The 16,907-nt window shown below is 69.4% G+C and carries 11 protein-coding genes and 1 tRNA gene; 10 read left to right on the top strand and 2 right to left on the bottom strand.

What is annotated here, in order from left to right:
• Nucleotides 1–72: 72 nt before the first annotated feature.
• Together OO71_RS28085 and OO71_RS28080 are read left to right on the top strand one after the other, a co-directional pair.
• Nucleotides 73–660, top strand: coding sequence for a hypothetical protein (locus tag OO71_RS28085; RefSeq protein ID WP_245633797.1), 588 nt, complete (start codon nucleotides 73–75; stop codon nucleotides 658–660).
• Between the two features lie 65 nt (nucleotides 661–725).
• A complete protein-coding gene (locus OO71_RS28080; RefSeq protein WP_033292926.1) occupies nucleotides 726–1,436 on the top strand; it encodes a hypothetical protein in 711 nt (236 codons plus the stop codon).
• A 651-nt stretch (nucleotides 1,437–2,087) separates the two neighbouring features.
• Here OO71_RS28080 and OO71_RS28075 read toward each other — a convergent pair.
• Complete coding sequence (locus tag OO71_RS28075; protein ID WP_033292925.1) at nucleotides 2,088–2,903, bottom strand: S1 family peptidase; 816 nt, start codon at nucleotides 2,901–2,903, stop codon at nucleotides 2,088–2,090.
• A 303-nt stretch (nucleotides 2,904–3,206) separates the two neighbouring features.
• Between OO71_RS28075 and topA the strand changes: the two genes are divergently transcribed.
• From topA to OO71_RS28045, 6 genes are all read left to right on the top strand, one after another.
• Nucleotides 3,207–6,032, top strand: coding sequence for a type I DNA topoisomerase (topA, locus tag OO71_RS28070; protein WP_211260621.1), 2,826 nt, complete (start codon nucleotides 3,207–3,209; stop codon nucleotides 6,030–6,032).
• A 63-nt stretch (nucleotides 6,033–6,095) separates the two neighbouring features.
• Nucleotides 6,096–7,244 carry an MFS transporter gene (locus OO71_RS28065; RefSeq protein WP_033292923.1) on the top strand — a complete coding sequence of 383 codons (1,149 nt, stop codon included), beginning with the start codon at nucleotides 6,096–6,098 and terminating at the stop codon, nucleotides 7,242–7,244.
• A 62-nt stretch (nucleotides 7,245–7,306) separates the two neighbouring features.
• A complete protein-coding gene (locus OO71_RS28060; RefSeq protein ID WP_033292922.1) occupies nucleotides 7,307–8,143 on the top strand; it encodes a hypothetical protein in 837 nt (278 codons plus the stop codon).
• Nucleotides 8,144–9,102: 959 nt separating this feature from the next.
• Nucleotides 9,103–9,669, top strand: coding sequence for a hypothetical protein (locus OO71_RS28055; protein WP_245633796.1), 567 nt, complete (start codon nucleotides 9,103–9,105; stop codon nucleotides 9,667–9,669).
• 147 nt (nucleotides 9,670–9,816) lie between these two features.
• Nucleotides 9,817–11,937, top strand: a complete 2,121-nt coding sequence (locus OO71_RS28050) for a bifunctional MFS transporter/dTMP kinase (RefSeq protein ID WP_051792399.1) — start codon at nucleotides 9,817–9,819, stop codon at nucleotides 11,935–11,937.
• 175 nt (nucleotides 11,938–12,112) lie between these two features.
• On the top strand, nucleotides 12,113–13,312 hold the full coding sequence (locus OO71_RS28045) for a DNA polymerase III subunit delta' (protein ID WP_033292920.1): 1,200 nt from the start codon (nucleotides 12,113–12,115) through the stop codon (nucleotides 13,310–13,312).
• Between the two features lie 57 nt (nucleotides 13,313–13,369).
• Here OO71_RS28045 and OO71_RS28040 read toward each other — a convergent pair whose 3' ends face one another.
• Nucleotides 13,370–15,040 (bottom strand): hypothetical protein, encoded by a 1,671-nt coding sequence (locus OO71_RS28040; RefSeq protein WP_084145348.1) that lies wholly within the window; start codon nucleotides 15,038–15,040, stop codon nucleotides 13,370–13,372.
• A 126-nt stretch (nucleotides 15,041–15,166) separates the two neighbouring features.
• Between OO71_RS28040 and OO71_RS28035 the strand changes: the two genes are divergently transcribed.
• Nucleotides 15,167–15,243: transfer RNA gene (locus OO71_RS28035), tRNA-Thr, on the top strand.
• Between the two features lie 92 nt (nucleotides 15,244–15,335).
• Complete coding sequence (locus OO71_RS28030) at nucleotides 15,336–16,907, top strand: tyrosine-type recombinase/integrase (protein WP_245633795.1); 1,572 nt, start codon at nucleotides 15,336–15,338, stop codon at nucleotides 16,905–16,907.

The raw sequence follows: 16,907 nt of genomic DNA, 5'->3' as shown, positions 1-16,907 counted from the left end.
GCATGGGGCGAGTTGCGGGCGGGAGCGGTATCGGTACGGTGCGGAAGGCACGGGCTTCGACGAGGAGGAGGGGTGCGGGTGCGGCCGCGGTGGACCGGTTTAGCCGTGCTGGCAACGGGAATCGGGATCAGCCTCGCGGGGTGCGGGCACCAGCCGCCCGCGGAGGTTCGCTCCGGCGGGCACGCGGACGCCGCAGGTCAAGCCGATCCGGCTGCGAGATGGGCCGACGGATACTGCGGTGCCGTCACGCATCTGGTTCGCGCATTGGCGAACCTGCCTGCGATCGACCCCAGTTCCACGGCACAGGCCACCCGCACGTCGAGCAGACTGCTGTCGTCCGTGGTCGACGGGATCGACGAGACCGTTTCCGGACTGGACCGCGTTGGCCCGGCGCCGTTGCCCGGCGGGGAGAAGGCGCGGGCGGATCTGCTGGGGCAGTTCGCGTCCGTGCGCAAGCGCGCCGACGACGTACGCCACCAGCTCGACGTAGCCAACGGCCCGGACGCCACACAGACCGCGCTCGGCGACGCCAGGACGGCCATCGACGCGGTTTCCCGCCTCGACGTCCTCAAGGGTCTCGACGCGACCCCGGACCTGTCTGCCGCCGGGAAGCGGGCGACGGGGTGCCAGCAGCTGGTGGTCCCGCCTGCGCCACGCTGAGTGTCCGGAAAAAACCTCCGCGTAGCCCTCGCGTCCAATCGAACTTGTGTTCTATTATTGCGGATGTGGATCGGACGATCTCGCTGTTCTCGGCGGAGGCGACCGGGCCGGGGCTTGCCGACCTGGCCGGGTTGCTGTGCTGCCAAGGGCACATCACCGGATTCGGCCGCACGGCGGCGCGGCTGTCACTGGTGGTCGACGAGCCGTGGCGGGCGCGGGTGCTGGCGCGCGAATGCCGGAGCCGTGGTGCGGACGCGCAGGTGGGCGTGGCCGAGTGCGGCCGTCCGCAGGTGCGCACGTCGTTCCGGGTCGACCTGCTCGGGCTGGCCGATTCGTGGCTCCGGCCAGGGCACACCGGTCCGGCGGAGGACGATTCGGGCAAGGCGGTACCCACCGGGTTCCGGCTGAGTGGCGCGATGCTGCGGATGTGGGCGCTGGCAGCCGGGCGGCCCGAAGCAGGCGGGTACCTGCTGGGGGTCGATCCGCTGGCGCCGGGAACGCACGAGGAACTGCTGGCGGCGCTGGTACCGCTGGGGGTGCAGGCACGGCTGCTCGGGCCACGGGCGGAGGTGCCCGCGGTGCGCGTCAACGGGCGACGGAGGCTGGACGGGCTGCTGGAGCTGATCGGAGACCCGCCAGCCGGAGCGGAACGGGCCTGGCCGGAGGTGCCACCGGCGCCGCCGGTGCCTGCGTTGGCTGGCGGTGAGCGGCGGGAGTCGCCGCGGGGCGGGCAGGCGGAGAGTCCGCTTCAGTACTTGCTGGAGGCGGTGGGGTAGCTGGTTGATGTGCTGGAGGCCGTGGGGTAGCTGCTTGCCCGTTCGAGGCCGGGGAGGGGTATTTCGGGCAACGAACGGGCGGATCGGAGAAGAATCAGGGGAGAAATCGGAGGGAAAGGTCCCGCCACCGTGGCGCAGTGGGACCCGGCTGGATGCCGTCGATGCGTGCGGTCACGGTGCCGGTGAGACTTGGCCGGACGGTGTCGGGACGGCTTCGGTCGTGGTGCCGGTGGGGGCCCGCCGGACGGCGACGTGACGGCCACGGTCGCGGTGCAGTGAGGTTTGGCCGGACGGTGTCGGGACGGCTTCGGTCGTGGTGCCGGTGGGTCCGGCTGGACGACGTCGTGACGGCTTCGGTCGCGGTGCCGGTAGGGACCGGCCGGTTTGACGACGTCAGGACGGCTTCGGTCGCGGTGCAATGGGACCCTGGCTGGATGCCGTCGGTCTCGCTGCGGTGGGATCTGGCTGGATGCCATCGAGATGGCTGCGGTCGCAGCGCGGTCGGGACATGGCGGGACGGCGCCTGGATGGCCATGGTCGCGGAGCCGATGGGACCCGGCTGGGCGCCGTCGGGATGGCCGCGGTCGCGGTGCCGATGGGACCCGGCCGGGGGACCACGCGGTCAAGGCGAGGTGAAACCTCCCCGGACGGCTACGGTTTCGGCAATGCGCAGCCCTGCTGGTCGAGCTTCACCTCGCTGGCCGGAGTCAGGCAGGCCGGAATGCCGTACGTCTCCTCGCCGTACCTCGCGTCCTTGCGCACCGTTACCGTGCCCGACTCGTCGACCTCGCACGGGTTGTTGTCCGTGCAGCGCTCTCCGTTCTCGTTGGCCGTGTTGTTCACGCCGATCACCTTGCCGGTGCCGCGGTCGACGATCGGCGATCCCGACGTGCCGCCGATCGTTGCGCAACCCGGCGTGTAGCGGATCGAGTCCTTCCATACCCAGTTGCCCTCGTGCAGTTCGTGGACGAAGCCGTCGATCGAGCAGGAGTAGATCTGCTTCCAGTACCCCGACACCACGTCGATCGCCGTGCCTGCCTGTGGGTGGCTGCCCACCAGCTCGAGCGGCGCGACACCGTATTTCTGCTGGATGCCCGCGTACGTGTCGGTGAGCTGATAAAGCGACACGTCCGTGTCGGTCATCGTCGCGTAGACGATCTTCTTCGCCCGTACCGTGCCCACCGAGCTCTGCCCGTCCGGCGACAGCAGCTGGAACGAGCGGCTCGAACTCTGGTCAACGATCACCTGCCCGGGTTGCGGAAACCCGGATTCGAGACAATGCCCGTTCGACAGCACCAGTGCGGGCGCGTCCAGCGGCGTACCGGCCGGTTTCACGACCGATCCGGAGCAGTTGGACAGGGCTACGGCACCGGAGAACGACGTGCTCGCCGCACTCGCCTCGGGGGCCGTGACCAGCGCAAACGTGGCTGCGACGGCGACTGCGGTGCCGACCAGTCGGCGGATCACGGTGGGTTCCTTTCGGCTGGGGTGAGCAGTAAGTGAACCCTTGCCCGCGGGGACCCGCCACCGTCGAACGGAGGGTATCGATAGCCCGACCGGTTACCCTGCACGGCACGTGTCCGACATCACGTGCTAGGTGTGGAGTGGAAACATCGCCGAGGTCAGCGGCGATCCGACGGGCAGGGGCCCGGCGGCTCGTCAGGGCACCTCGGCGCTGCGCGGCCGCCCGGGACGTGCACACTGACAGGTCAAGACGCGGGCGCAAGTACCCCCGGACCGGGGGGATAGCGCCGCCGTGGCGGCGCGGAGATGAGTGGAGAGCAGGGCAGCGTGGCAGGAGCACGGACCAAAAAGAGCGGTACCGGGGGCAACGGTGCCGGTCGGCGGCGGCTGGTGATCGTCGAGTCGCCCACCAAGGCCCGCAAGATCGCCCCTTACCTCGGCGGCAACTACGTCGTCGAGTCCTCCGTCGGGCACATCCGGGACCTGCCCCGCGGTGCCGCCGACGTGCCCGCGCAGTACAAAGGTGAGTCCTGGGCCCGTCTCGGCGTCGACATCGACAACGACTTCAAGCCGCTGTACATCGTCACGCCGGACAAGAAGTCCAAGGTCACCGAGCTGAAGGGGCTGCTGAAGGACGTCGACGAGCTCTACCTCGCCACGGACCCCGACCGCGAGGGCGAGGCCATCGCGTGGCACCTGCTCGAGACGCTGAAGCCCAAGGTGCCGGTGCGCCGGATGGTGTTCCACGAGGTCACCGAGCAGGCCATCCAAGCGGCCGCCGCGGCCACCCGCGAGCTGGACGCCGACCTCGTCGACGCGCAGGAGACCCGCCGCATCCTCGACCGGCTGTACGGCTACGAGGTCTCGCCGGTGCTGTGGAAGAAGGTCATGCCGAAGCTGTCGGCAGGCCGCGTCCAGTCTGTCGCGACGCGCATTGTCGTGGAGCGTGAGCGTGAGCGCATGCGCTTCACGTCGGCGTCGTACTGGGACATCTCGGCGACCATGGACACTGGCGCGGGCGCCGACGCTTCGCCGCGTACGTTCCCCGCGCGCCTCGTGGCGGTCGACGGTGCGCGCCTCGCGACGGGTCGCGACTTCGACTCCAACGGTCAGCTCAAGGGCAACGCTGCGGACATCCGGGTGCTCGGCGAGTCCGACGCACGCACCCTGGCGCAGGCGCTCGGCGAGCGGGACTTCAAGGTCGCGAGCGTCGAGGAGAAGCCGTACACGCGTAAGCCGTACGCGCCCTTCATGACGTCCACGCTTCAGCAGGAGGCGGGCCGCAAGCTGCGGTTCACCTCGGAGCGCACGATGCGGGTCGCGCAGAAGCTGTACGAGAACGGCTACATCACTTATATGCGTACGGACTCCACGACGCTGTCGGCGTCCGCGATCTCCGCCGCGCGCAGTCAGGCGACGCAGCTGTACGGCAAGGAGTACGTGTCGCCTTCGCCGCGTCAGTACACGCGCAAGGTGAAGAACGCGCAGGAGGCGCACGAGGCGATCCGGCCGTCGGGCGAGGTCTTCCGTACGCCGGGTCAGGTCGCGAAAGAGCTGGACACCGACGAGTTCCGGCTCTACGAGATGATCTGGCAGCGCACCATCGCGTCGCAGATGGCGGACGCGAAGGGCACCACGATGTCCGTACGCATCGTCGGTACCGCTGCCACCGGCGAGGAGTGCACCTTCGCCGCTTCGGGCCGCACGATCACCTTCGCGGGCTTCTTGAAGGCGTACGTCGAAGCGGTCGACACCGAAGCCGGTGGCGAGGCCGACGACAAGCAGAGCCGTCTTCCGGTGCTGGCCAAGGACCAGGAGCTGACTGCGAGCGACCTGTCCGCCGACGGCCACTCCACGTCGCCGCCCGCGCGGTACTCCGAGCCGAGCCTGGTCAGCAAGCTGGAAGAGCTGGGCATCGGCCGCCCGTCCACGTACGCGTCGATCATCAAGACGATTCAGGACCGCGGCTACGTCTGGAAGAAGGGCTCCGCGCTGGTGCCCTCGTGGGTCGCGTTCGCGGTGGTCGGCCTGATGGAACGGCACTTCGAACGGCTGGTGGACTACAACTTCACCGCCGGTCTCGAGGACGAGCTGGACCGGATCGCCAACGGCGACGAGCACCGCGTCGAGTGGCTGTCGAAGTTCTATTTCGGTGGCGACTTCGGCGTCGAGGGGTCGGTCGGCCGGCTGGGCGGGCTGAAGAAGCTGGTCGACGGCAGTGTCGAGGGCATCGACGCGCGCGAGATCAACTCGATCCCGATGTTCAGCGACGCCGAGGGGCACCAGGTCGTGGTGCGCGTCGGCCGGTACGGGCCGTACCTGGAGCGCGAGGTCAACGGGGAGTCGCAGCGCGCGAACCTGCCCGAGGACCTGCCGCCGGACGAGCTGTCGCCGGAGATCGCGGAGAAGCTCTTCGCGACGCCGCAGGAAGGCCGCGTACTGGGCACCGACCCGGTCAGCGGGCACGAGATCGTGGCGAAGGAAGGCCGCTTCGGCCCGTACGTCACGGAGCTGCTTCCCGAGCCCGAGCTGCCCGAAGACGCTACTGCGGCGCAGAAGAAGGCCGCGAAGGCGAAGCTGCCGAAGCCGCGTACAGGCTCGCTGTTCAAGTCGATGTCAATCGAGACGATCACGCTCGACGACGCGCTGAAGCTGCTGTCGCTGCCGCGCGTGGTGGGTAAGGACCCGGAGTCGGGCGACGAGATCACTGCGCAGAACGGACGGTACGGGCCGTACCTGAAGAAGGGCACGGACTCGCGGTCGATCCAGACCGAGGACCAGCTGTTCTCGATCACGCTCGAAGAGGCGCTGAAGATCTACTCGGAGCCGAAGCAGCGTGGTCGGGCAGCCACTGCGCGTCCGCCGCTGAAGGAGCTTGGCGACGACCCGGTGTCCGGCAAGCCGATGGTGGTCAAGGACGGTCGCTTCGGCCCGTACGTGACCGACGGCGAGTACAACGCAACACTGCGGAAGTCCGACAGCATCGAGGAGCTCACTGCGGAGCGTGGGGCCGAGCTGTTGGCGGAGAAGCGGGCGAAGGGCCCGGCGCCGAAGCGTAAGGCGCCTGCTCGGAAGCCTGCGGCGAAGAAGGCGCCTGCCAAGAAGACGGGTACCGCGACGAAGACGAAGTAACGAAGCACCACAGGGGCCACCCGAAGCACGCGCGGGTGGCCCCTTTTCACGCCTGGGGGACGGATGGACGAAGCACGACGTGCGCGCGTAGCGGTGTCGGTCGTCTTCGCGGTGTGCGGTGCGGCGTTCGCGTCGTGGGCGGCGCGAGTGCCTGCGGCGCAAACGAAACTCGGCCTGAGCGCGGGGGAGCTGGCGCTCGGGTTGTTCGGTCTCGCCGCCGGTTCGGTGGTTGCGCTGCTGGCCGCGGGACCGTTGATCACGAAGATCGGCAGCCGTCGCGGAGTGCTTTTCGGGGCCACAGTGTTGTGCGCCGGACTGCCGCTGGCCGCGTTGGCGCCGGACCTGCCGTTGTTCGTCGCCGCGCTGGTGGTGCTCGGGGTGGGGAACAGCCTGCTGGACGTGTCGATGAACGCCCATGCGGCGCGCGTCGAGCAGGTGTACGAGCGGCCGATTTTCGCCGGCTTCCATGCGTTTTGGAACATCGGCGGGCTCGCCGGGTCCGGGGTCGCGGCGTTGATGGAGACGTGGCGGGTGCCGATCGAGGTGCACTTCCCGGTTGCGGGTGCGGCGTTGCTGGTCGTCGCGGTTTTCGCGGCGTCGAGGTTCCTGCCGGGCGCCGATCGTGGACAGGGCTCGGCTGCGTTTGCCTTGCCGGGTAAGGCATTGATCCCGTTGGGCGTGATCGCGTTCTGCGGTTTCGTCGCGGAAGGCACGGTCAACGACTGGAGCGCGGTCTACCTTCGCGACGTCACGACCGCGACGCCCGCGGTGGCTTCGTTGGGCTACTTCGCATTCTCGATCACGATGATCGCGGTGCGCACGGTGGCGGACCGAGTGGTGGCGCGCGTCGGCGTGGTCCCCTTCATGCACGTGGCGACGGGGATCACCGTCGCCGGGTTTGCGCTGATCGTGGCTGTTCCGGTGCCGGTCGTCGCGGTGATCGGGTTCGCCGTGGTCGGGCTCGGGCTGTCCGGGATGGTTCCCCTCGCGTGGAGCGCGGCCGGGCGGAAGCAGCCGGACGCGCCGGGCCGGGCGATCGCAGCCGTGGCGGCGTGCGGCTACCTGGGGTTTCTCACCGGGCCGGTGCTGATCGGCGCGCTGGCCGGCGGAATCGGGCTGCATTGGACGCTCGCCGTGGTCGGCGCGCTGGTGGTGACCGTGTCGTTCCTGGCACCGACGATGCGCGCGGCGGCCCCGGCCGGGCACCGCTGACCGACCGCTCGGCGCACCGACGGGTGATTCGAACAAAAGTTCGAGAAATTGTCGGTACCAGGGTGTTCAATGAGGGGGTGAGCAGTTCAGCACCCGTCGTCTTCGACGTCATCGACGAGGTCATCGGACCGCTGCGCGCCGAGGTGCCGCAGCGGCCTTCGGTGATGGAGTTCTACGACCCGCATTTCGAGATCCCGCCCGTACTGGCCGAGGAGGAGCCCGTGGAATTGAGCCTGGCCGACGAGGTCAGGCAGTCGTTCGGGCCGATGCTCGGCGCCGGGCTGGCCGAGGAGGTGGAGCAGTACACGCGGTTCGTGGCCGGGATGGCCGCGCTGGGGCTGGCCGCCGACGGCGAGGTCACGGCCGAGGAACTCGGGCTGTACCGCGTGCTGCGCGGCGGCTTCATCAGGGGCGTGGTCACCGGCCTGTTCCCGGCGAACGACGAACCGTGGGAGGTGCGCTTTTTCGGCGACGCGGACTACACCACGGTGATGAGCAAGCTGGGCCGCCGCGCGCGCCTGCGGTCGGGGCTGCTGAGCGCCCTGCCGGGCTGGGTGTTCGACGGCCTGCCCGACCGCGCGCCCGGCCCAGGCCCGGCAGTCCGCATCGAGACGGACGACAGCGGCCTGATCCCACCCGCGGCGTGGGGAGACCTGGACGTCATCCGCTCGGCAGTGGCCCGCCCCCGGCTGGGAACGGTGCTGGTGGATCTGGCAGTGCGGGACGCGGTGCTGGCGGAGTACCCGCATGGCGCGTTCGGATTGGTGGACAACGACCAGGGGAGGTACCAGTTCAGGGCAGCGCCACGGGCAGATGGAGGCTGGGTGGTGACGTGGAAACCGGCAACGCGGGGGACCGCGGAGGCATGGATCGTGGAGGCGGTGAGAAGCCACGCTTGAGGGGGTTGGGTTTCGTCGGGTTGAGCCGGGTCGGTCGGGCTGGGCCGGGGTTGAGCCGGGGTTGAGCGGGTTGGGCCGGGGGTCGGTCGGGCTGGGCTGGGATTGAGCCCGGGTCGGGCTGCTTTGGATTGGGCTGGGCTGGGTCGGTTGGGCTGGGTGGGGTGGATTGGGCTGGGCTGGGTCGGTTGGGCCGGGTGGCGTGGATTGAGCCGGGCTGCGTCAGGTTGGTCGGGCCGGGCTGGGCGGCCTGGGTTGAGTTGGGCCGGGCCTAGGTCGACGGTGGGCCCGGGTTCACCCGAGCCCACTCGCTGCACGGCCGGGCTGATGTGGCCGCGCCCCACTCAGCCCAACCACCAACCCGGCTCGCCTCATCCGGCCAGACTCGTCCGGCCAGGCTCATCCTGCTCGGCTCGCCCCGCCCAACCACCGCTCGGACCCGGCCAAGCCATTCCCGGCTCACCCCAACCTCTCCCGGTCGGAGAGATCCAGGTTTGGGCTGGTGGTTCGGTCGGACTTGGCCCGACCAGGACGGCATGGGCCGAGCCGCGCCGCAGCCGATCCCGACCGTGCCCAAACCCCACCGAACCCCCAACCCCGACCGCGCTCAATCCCGACGGCGCGCGAACCCCAACCGCGCCCAAACCCCAACCGCGCCCAAACCCCAACCGCGCCCAAACCCCAACCGTGTCCAGACACCGACAGCGCCCAAACCATCACCGAACCCCAACCCGACCGAACCCCAACCCGACCGAACCCCAACCCGACCGAACCCCAACCCGACCGAACCCCAACCCGACCGAACCCCAACCCGACCGAACCCCAGCGGTCGCCGTTCCACCGATGGGCGTACTTCACCACGGTCGCGGGTACCAGTCGTTCTGCGGCCATTGGGTGGATGTGGCAACCGGTACTCTCGCTGACACTGGACTCGGCGGACATTCCGTAGTGAGGTGGTCACCATGAGCACGAGCGACGGGACTCCTTTCTTCCGCCCGCCCGAGCCCGAGCGGGATGGGACCTTGGCCGGGGACGTCGGGGGCGAGCGGTTTGGCGACCCGCTTTCCGGCCTGGTCACCACGGGTGACCAGCCCTCGGCGCGGCCGTTGCCCACTGCCAAGCCGGTCGAGCATGATCCCGAAGCGGTGAAGCGCATGGTCGACGCGGCGTTGGCGGAGGAGGCTCGCAAGCCGCCCGCGGCGGTGCCCGCCGAACCGCGACCTGATCGGGTGCCGCTTGGGTTGTTGCCGCGGCAGCGGACTTGGCCTACTCGTGCGCCTCAGCTGCTCAAGAAGGTCCCGCGGCCCAAGCGTGTCGTCGAGGTTGCCGACGACGACATCGAGGAGGAGCTTGCCGAGCGGCAGATCCGGCGGCGTGGGCTGCCCTCGATCAGCATGCCCAGTTTCGGGCGCCCGTCCTCGAGCACCGCGGGCGTCGTGCTGGCGATCGTGCTGCTCATCGTGTTCGGGATTGTCGCGATCGAGCTGGTGGCGAGCCTGGTGAGCAGTGTGAAGGGGCTCTTCAGCTGATGCCGCCCTGGCACGCCTACCACCGGGGCGTGCCGTACCCACCTCCACGGCGGGGCTACCCTGGCGAACACGGTCGGGGGATCCGCAGGGGTCATCCGACGCCGCCGTGACGAGTGGGGTGGGCGTATCAGCGAGGGCGTACGGTCGGTGCCCGGCACCGGCCCGGGCGGATCGGGCAACACGTCCACGATCCACCGGGCCCGCCGCGTGCTGGCGATCAAACCGTTCCGTCGGCTGTGGGGCGTCACCTACCTGTGCAGCGTCGCCGACTGGCTGAACCTGCTCAACCTCACCAGCCTCAGCACCAAACTCCTCGACAACTACTCCGCGCAGAACTTCGCGTTCGTCGGCGTCGTGGTCACCGCGCTGCTGCCCGGCCTGCTCTTCGCGCCGCTCGGCGGTCTCCTCGCCGACCGCTTCGACCGGCGCCGGATCATGGTCATCTGCGACCTGCTCCGCTGCGGCCTGCTGCTCTCCATCGCGATCATCGGCGCGCCGTGGTGGCTCTTCGTGGCGAACTTCCTGGTCGGCAGCTGTTCGATCATGTGGATCCCGTCCAAGGACGCGGCGGTACCCAACCTCCTGCGCCGCCCCGACCAGGTCGAGACCGCGAACCAGCTCGGCATGGTGATGACCTACGGCCTTGCCGTCATCACCGCCGCCGGCGCCAACGCCCTCATTCTCGGCGCGAACTCCACGTTCCACCTGTTCCAGGGCCCCGGCGTCGACCTGTACATCGCCAAGGTCGTCGTGGTCATCACCGGCCTGCTGTACCTGCTGAGCGGCATCATCGTCGCCACGCGCATTCCCGAGTTGTCGCTGCGCAACGTCCACTCGCTGCCGGACCAGAAGGTCAAGAAGGCCGACGAGGAGAAGTTCGGCCTAGGCGAGATGGCGCGCGACGGCCTCCGCTTCGTCCGCAGCACCCCGCTCATCCGCGGCCTGCTCATCGGCGCGTTCGGGGCGTTTGCCGCCGGTGGTGCCGTGATCGGCGCGGCCAAGCCGTACTCGTCCTCGCTGCTCGGTGGCGACGCGGCGTTCAACCTCCTCCTGCTTGCCGTCTTCATCGGCCTCGCCACCGGCATGGCGTTCGCGCCGAAACTCGCGCACCGGCTGCCGCACGACCGGCTGTTCGGCATCTCGATCGTGTCCGCCGGGCTCACGCTCATGGTCGTCGCGCTGTCGCCGCACCTCACGATCTCGGTGATCGCGGTCGCCTTCGTCGGGATGTGCGCGGGGATCGCGTTCCTGACCGGCGTCACGATCATCGGGTCCCGGGTCGACGACGCGATCCGTGGCCGCATCAACGCGATCTACCAGTCGATGCTCAAGATCGTGCTGTTCGGCGCCACCGTCGCCACGCCGGTGCTGGTCGGCCTGGTCCGGCCGCGCGTGATCGACCTGTTCGGCAGCCCGATCACCGTCGACGGCACGCGTCCGGTGATCCTCGGCGGCGGCCTGCTCGCCGCGCTGCTCGGCGTGATCGCGTACCGGCAGATGGACGAGCGGCGCACCGAGAAGATCTTCACCGACCTGCGCAACGCGCTGCGCCGCAACCCGCGCCGGGTCAACGGCTTCCTGATCGCCATCGAGGGCACCACCGCCATCAACACCGCCGAGCAGGCCGCCCGGCTCGCGCGCTGGCTCGGCACCGGGACCCGGCCCGTGGTGCTCAGCGCCGACCCGGCGCTCGGCGAGCAACGCTTCCGCACCCTGGTCTCCGACGCCGCGCTCACCGGCGTGCGCGCACAGGCGCTCGTCGCCGCTGCGGTGCGGGCCGACCTGGTCGAACGACAGATCCAGCCCGCGCTCGACGCGGGGTCCGTGGTGGTCATGGAGCGGTTCGTCGACTCGCCGCTCGCGTCGCTGTCCGCGGCGGGCGAGCTGGACCGCGACGAGCTCGAGGGGCTGGTCGACTGGGCGACCGGACGGCTCCGTCCGGACCTCACCGTCCTGCTCGACGCCGAACATCCCGACCACGCCCACCCGCCGGTCAACGAGCAGCTGTGGGTGCAGAAATTGCTCGGCGAAATGGCCGCGGCCGACCCGGATCGCTACGTGGTCGTCGACGCCGAAGGTACTGACGACGACGTCGCGGGCCGCGTTCGCATGGCCGTCCAGGCGGTGTTCGTCGGCAGGCTTTCCGGGCTCGCGCCCGCGGAACCGGCGCCGGAACAGCCCGCGGACGCCGCCGCCGCGGACATCGCCGAGGCAGCTGCCGCCGAAGCGGTGCACAAGGAGTCGACCGCCGAAGCGGACGCGAAGTGACCGCAGCCCGCAGTGTCCAAAGTGGACGTGAAGTGACCGCAGTGACCGCAGCAGCATGCGGCGTCCGAAGTGGACGCAAGGTGACCGTAATGACCGCGGCAGCCCGCAGCGTCCAAAGTGGACACGAAGTGGCCGCAGTGACTTCAGGGACCGCACTGTCCGAAGTGGAGGATCGGTGACCGCTCCCATCGGCGTCTGGACCGATCTCGTCGGCCAGGAGCCCGCGGTGGAGACCCTGTCCACGGCAGCGGCCGCGGCGGCGAAAATCGTTGCCGGAGAACCGGTTGCACCGGCCGCCATGACGCACGCGTGGTTGCTCACCGGCCCGCCGGGGTCCGGCCGTTCGGTCGCCGCGCGCACGTTCGCCGCGGCTCTGCAGTGCAGCACCGGCACCGGCTGCGGCGCGTGTCCCGGCTGCCGCACCACGATGCACGGCACCCACGCGGACGTGCGGCTCGTGGTCCCGGAAGGGCTGTCCATCTCGGTTGCCGAGATGCGCGCGCTCGTGCAAGCCGCCGCGCGCCGGCCGACCACCGGCCACTGGCAGGTCGTGATCATCGAGGATGCCGACCGGCTCACCGAAGGCGCGTCGAATGCGTTGCTGAAGGCGGTCGAGGAACCGCCGGAGCGCACGGTTTTCCTGCTGTGCGCGCCGTCGGATCATCCGGACGACGTGTCGGTCACCATCCGTTCCCGGTGCCGCCTCGTTCCGCTGCGGACGCCGCCCGCGGACGCGATCGCGCAGGTGCTCGTGTCCCGTGACGGCATCGATCCCGAACGCGCCCGCTGGGCCGCCGCGGTGTGCAACGGGCACGTCGGCCGTGCGCGGCGGCTCGCCACCGACGAGGCCGCCCGCCAGCGCCGCGCCACTGTGCTGCGGATTCCGCTGGGCCTGCGCCGCCCCGGTGACGTTTTCACCAGCGCCGACCAGCTGATCAGCGCCGCCGAGGCGGACGCGGGTGAGGAAAGCAAGGTCCGCGACGAGCAGGAACGCTCCGAACTCCGCACCGCAATGGGCGGCGACGGCACCGGCAAGGGCGTCGGGGGTGCCAAGCGGGCTGCCGAAGCCGCGGTGAAACAGCTGGAGAAACGCCAGAAATCCCGTGCGACGCGAACCCAGCGCGACACGCTCGACCTCGCGCTGGTCGACCTCGCCGGGTTCTACCGCGACGTGTTCGTCACCGGCACGCGCTCGGGCGCCACGCTCACGCATCCCGACCACGCCGAGCAGATCGCGTCGGCTGCGGCGGCCTGGACGCCGGAATCGACGTTGCGCCGCCTCGAAGCGGTGCTGGAGTGCCGCGAGGCGATCGAGCTGAACGTGAAGCCGCGGATCGCCGTGGAGGCCATGGTCACCACGCTCCGCCAAGGCTGACCAAGCGAAACGGCCCCCTCGCCGAAGGACAAAGGGGGCCGTTTCAGGTGGAGTTGGTCAGTCGCGCGGATGCGGCGAGGGCTTGAACGGCTCGTTTACCGGCCGGTTGAGCACCACCGTCGGACGGCGCCGGTTCGGGAACGCCGCGACCATCACCACGCCGAGCAGCAGCATTGCCGTGCCGGTCCAGAACAGCGGCACCGTGTTGTACGCGCCGCTGGTGTACGCCAACTGCTTCGCCGGACCCTGTGGTGCGCTGCCACCCTTCGGCGGAGCTGCGGGCGCGGCGGTGCCACACACCACGCCACCGGTCGGCGCGTACGCACGCGCCACCTGCTCGCCCAGCGACAGCTGCGCGAGCGACGACGGCAGATTGTCGCCTGCCTGCTGCGGCAGCAGCTTCTTCAGTTGCTGCGTGGGCAGCACCTGCAGGTCGAGCAGCCGCGCCGAAGCGCCGAGCTGGTACCCCTTGAACGGCGTGGTCGCCTCGGCCTGCTTCTGGTCGAGGTTGGCGATGCTCAGCCGCAGCACGCCGAGGTCGAGCACCTTCCCGGTGGTGTCGCCGACCTGCTTGAGCCCTTGCGTTGCAGTGGCGACCAGGCCGCCGACCACCGGCACGTTGTCCAGCGCACCGAACTGGTCGCTCAGCTGCGAGAGCGGCAGGCCGATCGGGATGTCCTTGGTGGGGTGCGCCGCGTCGAGCGTGTACAGCGTCTTGCCACCGGCGGCGATCGTGATCACCGGCGCCTGATAGTCCACTTTGGACGTTTTCGCGTCGCCGGTGGAGGTGACGGTGAGCGTCGGCTGGCTGGCGACCTTCAGGTTCAGCTCGAGCGGGGTGCCCTTGAGGATGTTGATGTCCGCGGCCTGCAGCGTCGACGTCGACTGCACGGCTTTGTTCTTCGACCCCGGCAGGTCGACGAGCTTCACCTGCGACCGCGACGAGAGCGTGTTCGGCAAGCTCAGCAGCGACCCGGTGCCCGCGGCGGGCGTCTGGCCGCCGGACAGCAGGCCGCCGAGGCTCTGCAGGCCGGTCGCCGGGTCGAAGCCCTTGGCCAGCGTGTCCTTCGGCACGTTCAGCCCGCCGCCGCCGAGCAGCGGGACCTGCGGCAGCGTCGGGATCACGTTGAGCAGCGACAGGCTGGCGACCGACGTGCTGGAGTCGGCGATCGTGTCGACGCACGGGCCGAGCGTGTCGCTCCAGCGCGCGTGCGCGGTGCCGTTGAGCAGCCCGACGTTCAGCAGCGGATTCGACGGCGCATTCAGGCCGCCGCTGATCCCCTTGGGGTTGTCCGGCAAGGCAGTCTGCACGAGACTGCCCGGCGTCTGCGGCGCCTGGCCCCCGACCGCCAGCCCGAACGGCGCCGACTGCGCGATCGCCTTCTCATAGCTCAGGTACGCCTCGGAGTTCGCCGACGCACTCGACAGGCCCATGCCCGCCTCGAGCGCCGACTGCTTCGGCAGCGTCTGCCCGAAGCCCGGAATGATCGTGCTGGTGCTGACCGCGTTCGGCAGCAGCCGCAGCACCCCGAGCGCCGTACCCGCGTCGCCGACCGCATGCCCGAGCGGCTGCGGCCCGACGGGAGCCGACGCCGGCGGCTGGTTCGGGTCGTTCGGCTGCGGGATCGGCGTGGTCGGAATCTCCTGCGCACCGGCCGGACCGGCCATGAGCAGCAACAACGCAGCAGTGGCGGGCACCGCCAGTGCACGGGGCAGTCTTCGCTGCATGTGCCGGGTCCTCCAGGTGGTCGCCGGGCCGGGGACTGAGACCGAAGTCATAGGAGCCTAACGACGCGGCCCCCGCAAGGTGACGCACCGGCCTCCGCTACACTTGACCCCGTCGCCGAGCGACATGCCGCCTTAGCTCAGTCGGCCAGAGCGATTCACTCGTAATGAATAGGTCGGGGGTTCGATTCCCCCAGGCGGCTCCACCAGCTGACCAGGGACTTTCCGGAATCCGGAGGGTCCCTGATTGCTTTCTGTGTAGCTATCTGTGTAGCCAACCCGGGGTTACGCTGGCTATATGACCAGCGCAAACGGCCCTCGGAAGCGCACTCGCGGCGAGATCGTGAAGCTCCCGAGTGGGTCACTCAGGGTGAAGGTCTACGCGGGCATCGACCCGGTGACCAAGAAGCGCTACTACCTGGATGAGGTCATTTCCGCTGGCCCAGGAGCGGCGGCCGAGGCGGAGAAGCTGCGGACGAAGTTTCTCAACCAGGTCGACGAAAAGCGCAGCTCTCGGACCCGGGCGACGGTGAACCAGTTGCTTGACCGGTACTTCGAACTGGTCAAGATCGAAGAAACCACCCGAACGGGCTACGAATCTCTGGTCCGAATCCACATCCGCCCGCTGCTCGGAAAGTCCGCGCTCGGTCATCTCGACGGCGAAATCCTTGACTCGTTCTACAAACAGCTAAGGACGTGCCGTGCTCACTGCCGGGGGCGTGTCTTCGTCGAGCACCGTACGGAACGGCCGCACAAGTGTGATGGTCGGTGCGGTCGGCACAAGTGCAAGCCGCTCGCGGACAGCTCGATTCGTAAGATTCAGGCAATTCTGTCCGGCGCTGGGAAACGGGCTGTCCGCTGGGGGTGGATTGGTGTCAACCCGTTCGATCTCGCCGAACCGCTTCCGGTGCCTCAGCCGGACCCGAAGCCGCCGACAGTCGAGCAGGCAGCCCGTATCGCGACGGAGGCGTGGCGAGATCTCGACTGGGGAATGCTCGTGTGGCTCGCGTTCATCACGGGCGCACGTCGAGGCGAGTTGTGTGCTCTCGCGTGGGATCGGCTGAACTTCCGTACGCGGGTCTTGACCATCCGGAGCAGCATTGCCCAATCGGGCCGCAAGACGTGGGAGAAGCCCACAAAGACGCACCAGCAGCGCCGAATCACTCTCGACGACCGGACTGTGGCGCTGCTGCGGTCGTACCGCGACCATTGCGCAGAGCGTGCCGGTTTGAAGACGTTGAAGGCGGATGCGCGAATCTTCTCGCTGGTGCCGGATGGCAGCACGTGGCTCAAGCCCGACTCGGTGAGTCAGCGGTACGCGCGCATGTGCGCTCGTCTCGGCTGGGACATGAACATTCACCAGCTCAGGCACTACTCGGCAACCGAGTTGATCGCAGCGGGTACGGACATTCGGACGGTAGCCGGGCGCCTCGGCCACGGCGGGGGCGGTTCGACGACGCTGCGCGTCTACAGCGCATGGGTTGCGGAGGCGGACGACCGCGCCTCCGGCGCCCTTGCCGGGCGGCTGCCCGATTTGCCCGTCGCGCTCAGCGAGGAAGGCAAACTCGCGCCGGTCGCGCCAGTTGTCTCGGCCGACGACGAGAGCCCGTACAAGCGGATCGCGAAGGACCTTCAGGGAGCGATCGTGTCCGGAGTGCTCGCGCCCGGTCAGCAGCTTCCTGCGGTCGCCGATCTGGCGAAGCGGTACAAGGTGTCATTCGGGACGGCTCAGCGCGCCATAGCCCAGCTCAGGGCAGCTGGGCTGGTCAGCGTAAGCCGGGGCAAGCGCGCCGTGGTCGTCGATCCGGCCGCCGCCGCCAACGCTGAGCCCGCGAAGGTGGTCGGCCTGCACTCGCGTCGCTCGAAGTGA

Source organism: Amycolatopsis jejuensis (genome assembly GCF_000717335.1).
Lineage (GTDB): Bacteria > Actinomycetota > Actinomycetes > Mycobacteriales > Pseudonocardiaceae > Amycolatopsis > Amycolatopsis jejuensis.
This window is presented reverse-complemented; position numbering and strand designations above follow the sequence as displayed.

Excerpts from the sequence above, each read along its gene's own strand:
- topA (WP_211260621.1), top strand. The coding sequence starts at position 3,207 with ATGAGTGGAGAGCAGGGCAGCGTGGCAGGAGCACGGACCAAAAAGAGC.
- OO71_RS28065 (WP_033292923.1), top strand. The coding sequence starts at position 6,096 with ATGGACGAAGCACGACGTGCGCGCGTAGCGGTGTCGGTCGTCTTCGCG.
- OO71_RS28055 (WP_245633796.1), top strand. The coding sequence starts at position 9,103 with ATGAGCACGAGCGACGGGACTCCTTTCTTCCGCCCGCCCGAGCCCGAG.
- OO71_RS28040 (WP_084145348.1), bottom strand. The coding sequence starts at position 15,040 with ATGCAGCGAAGACTGCCCCGTGCACTGGCGGTGCCCGCCACTGCTGCG.
- OO71_RS28030 (WP_245633795.1), top strand. The coding sequence starts at position 15,336 with ATGACCAGCGCAAACGGCCCTCGGAAGCGCACTCGCGGCGAGATCGTG.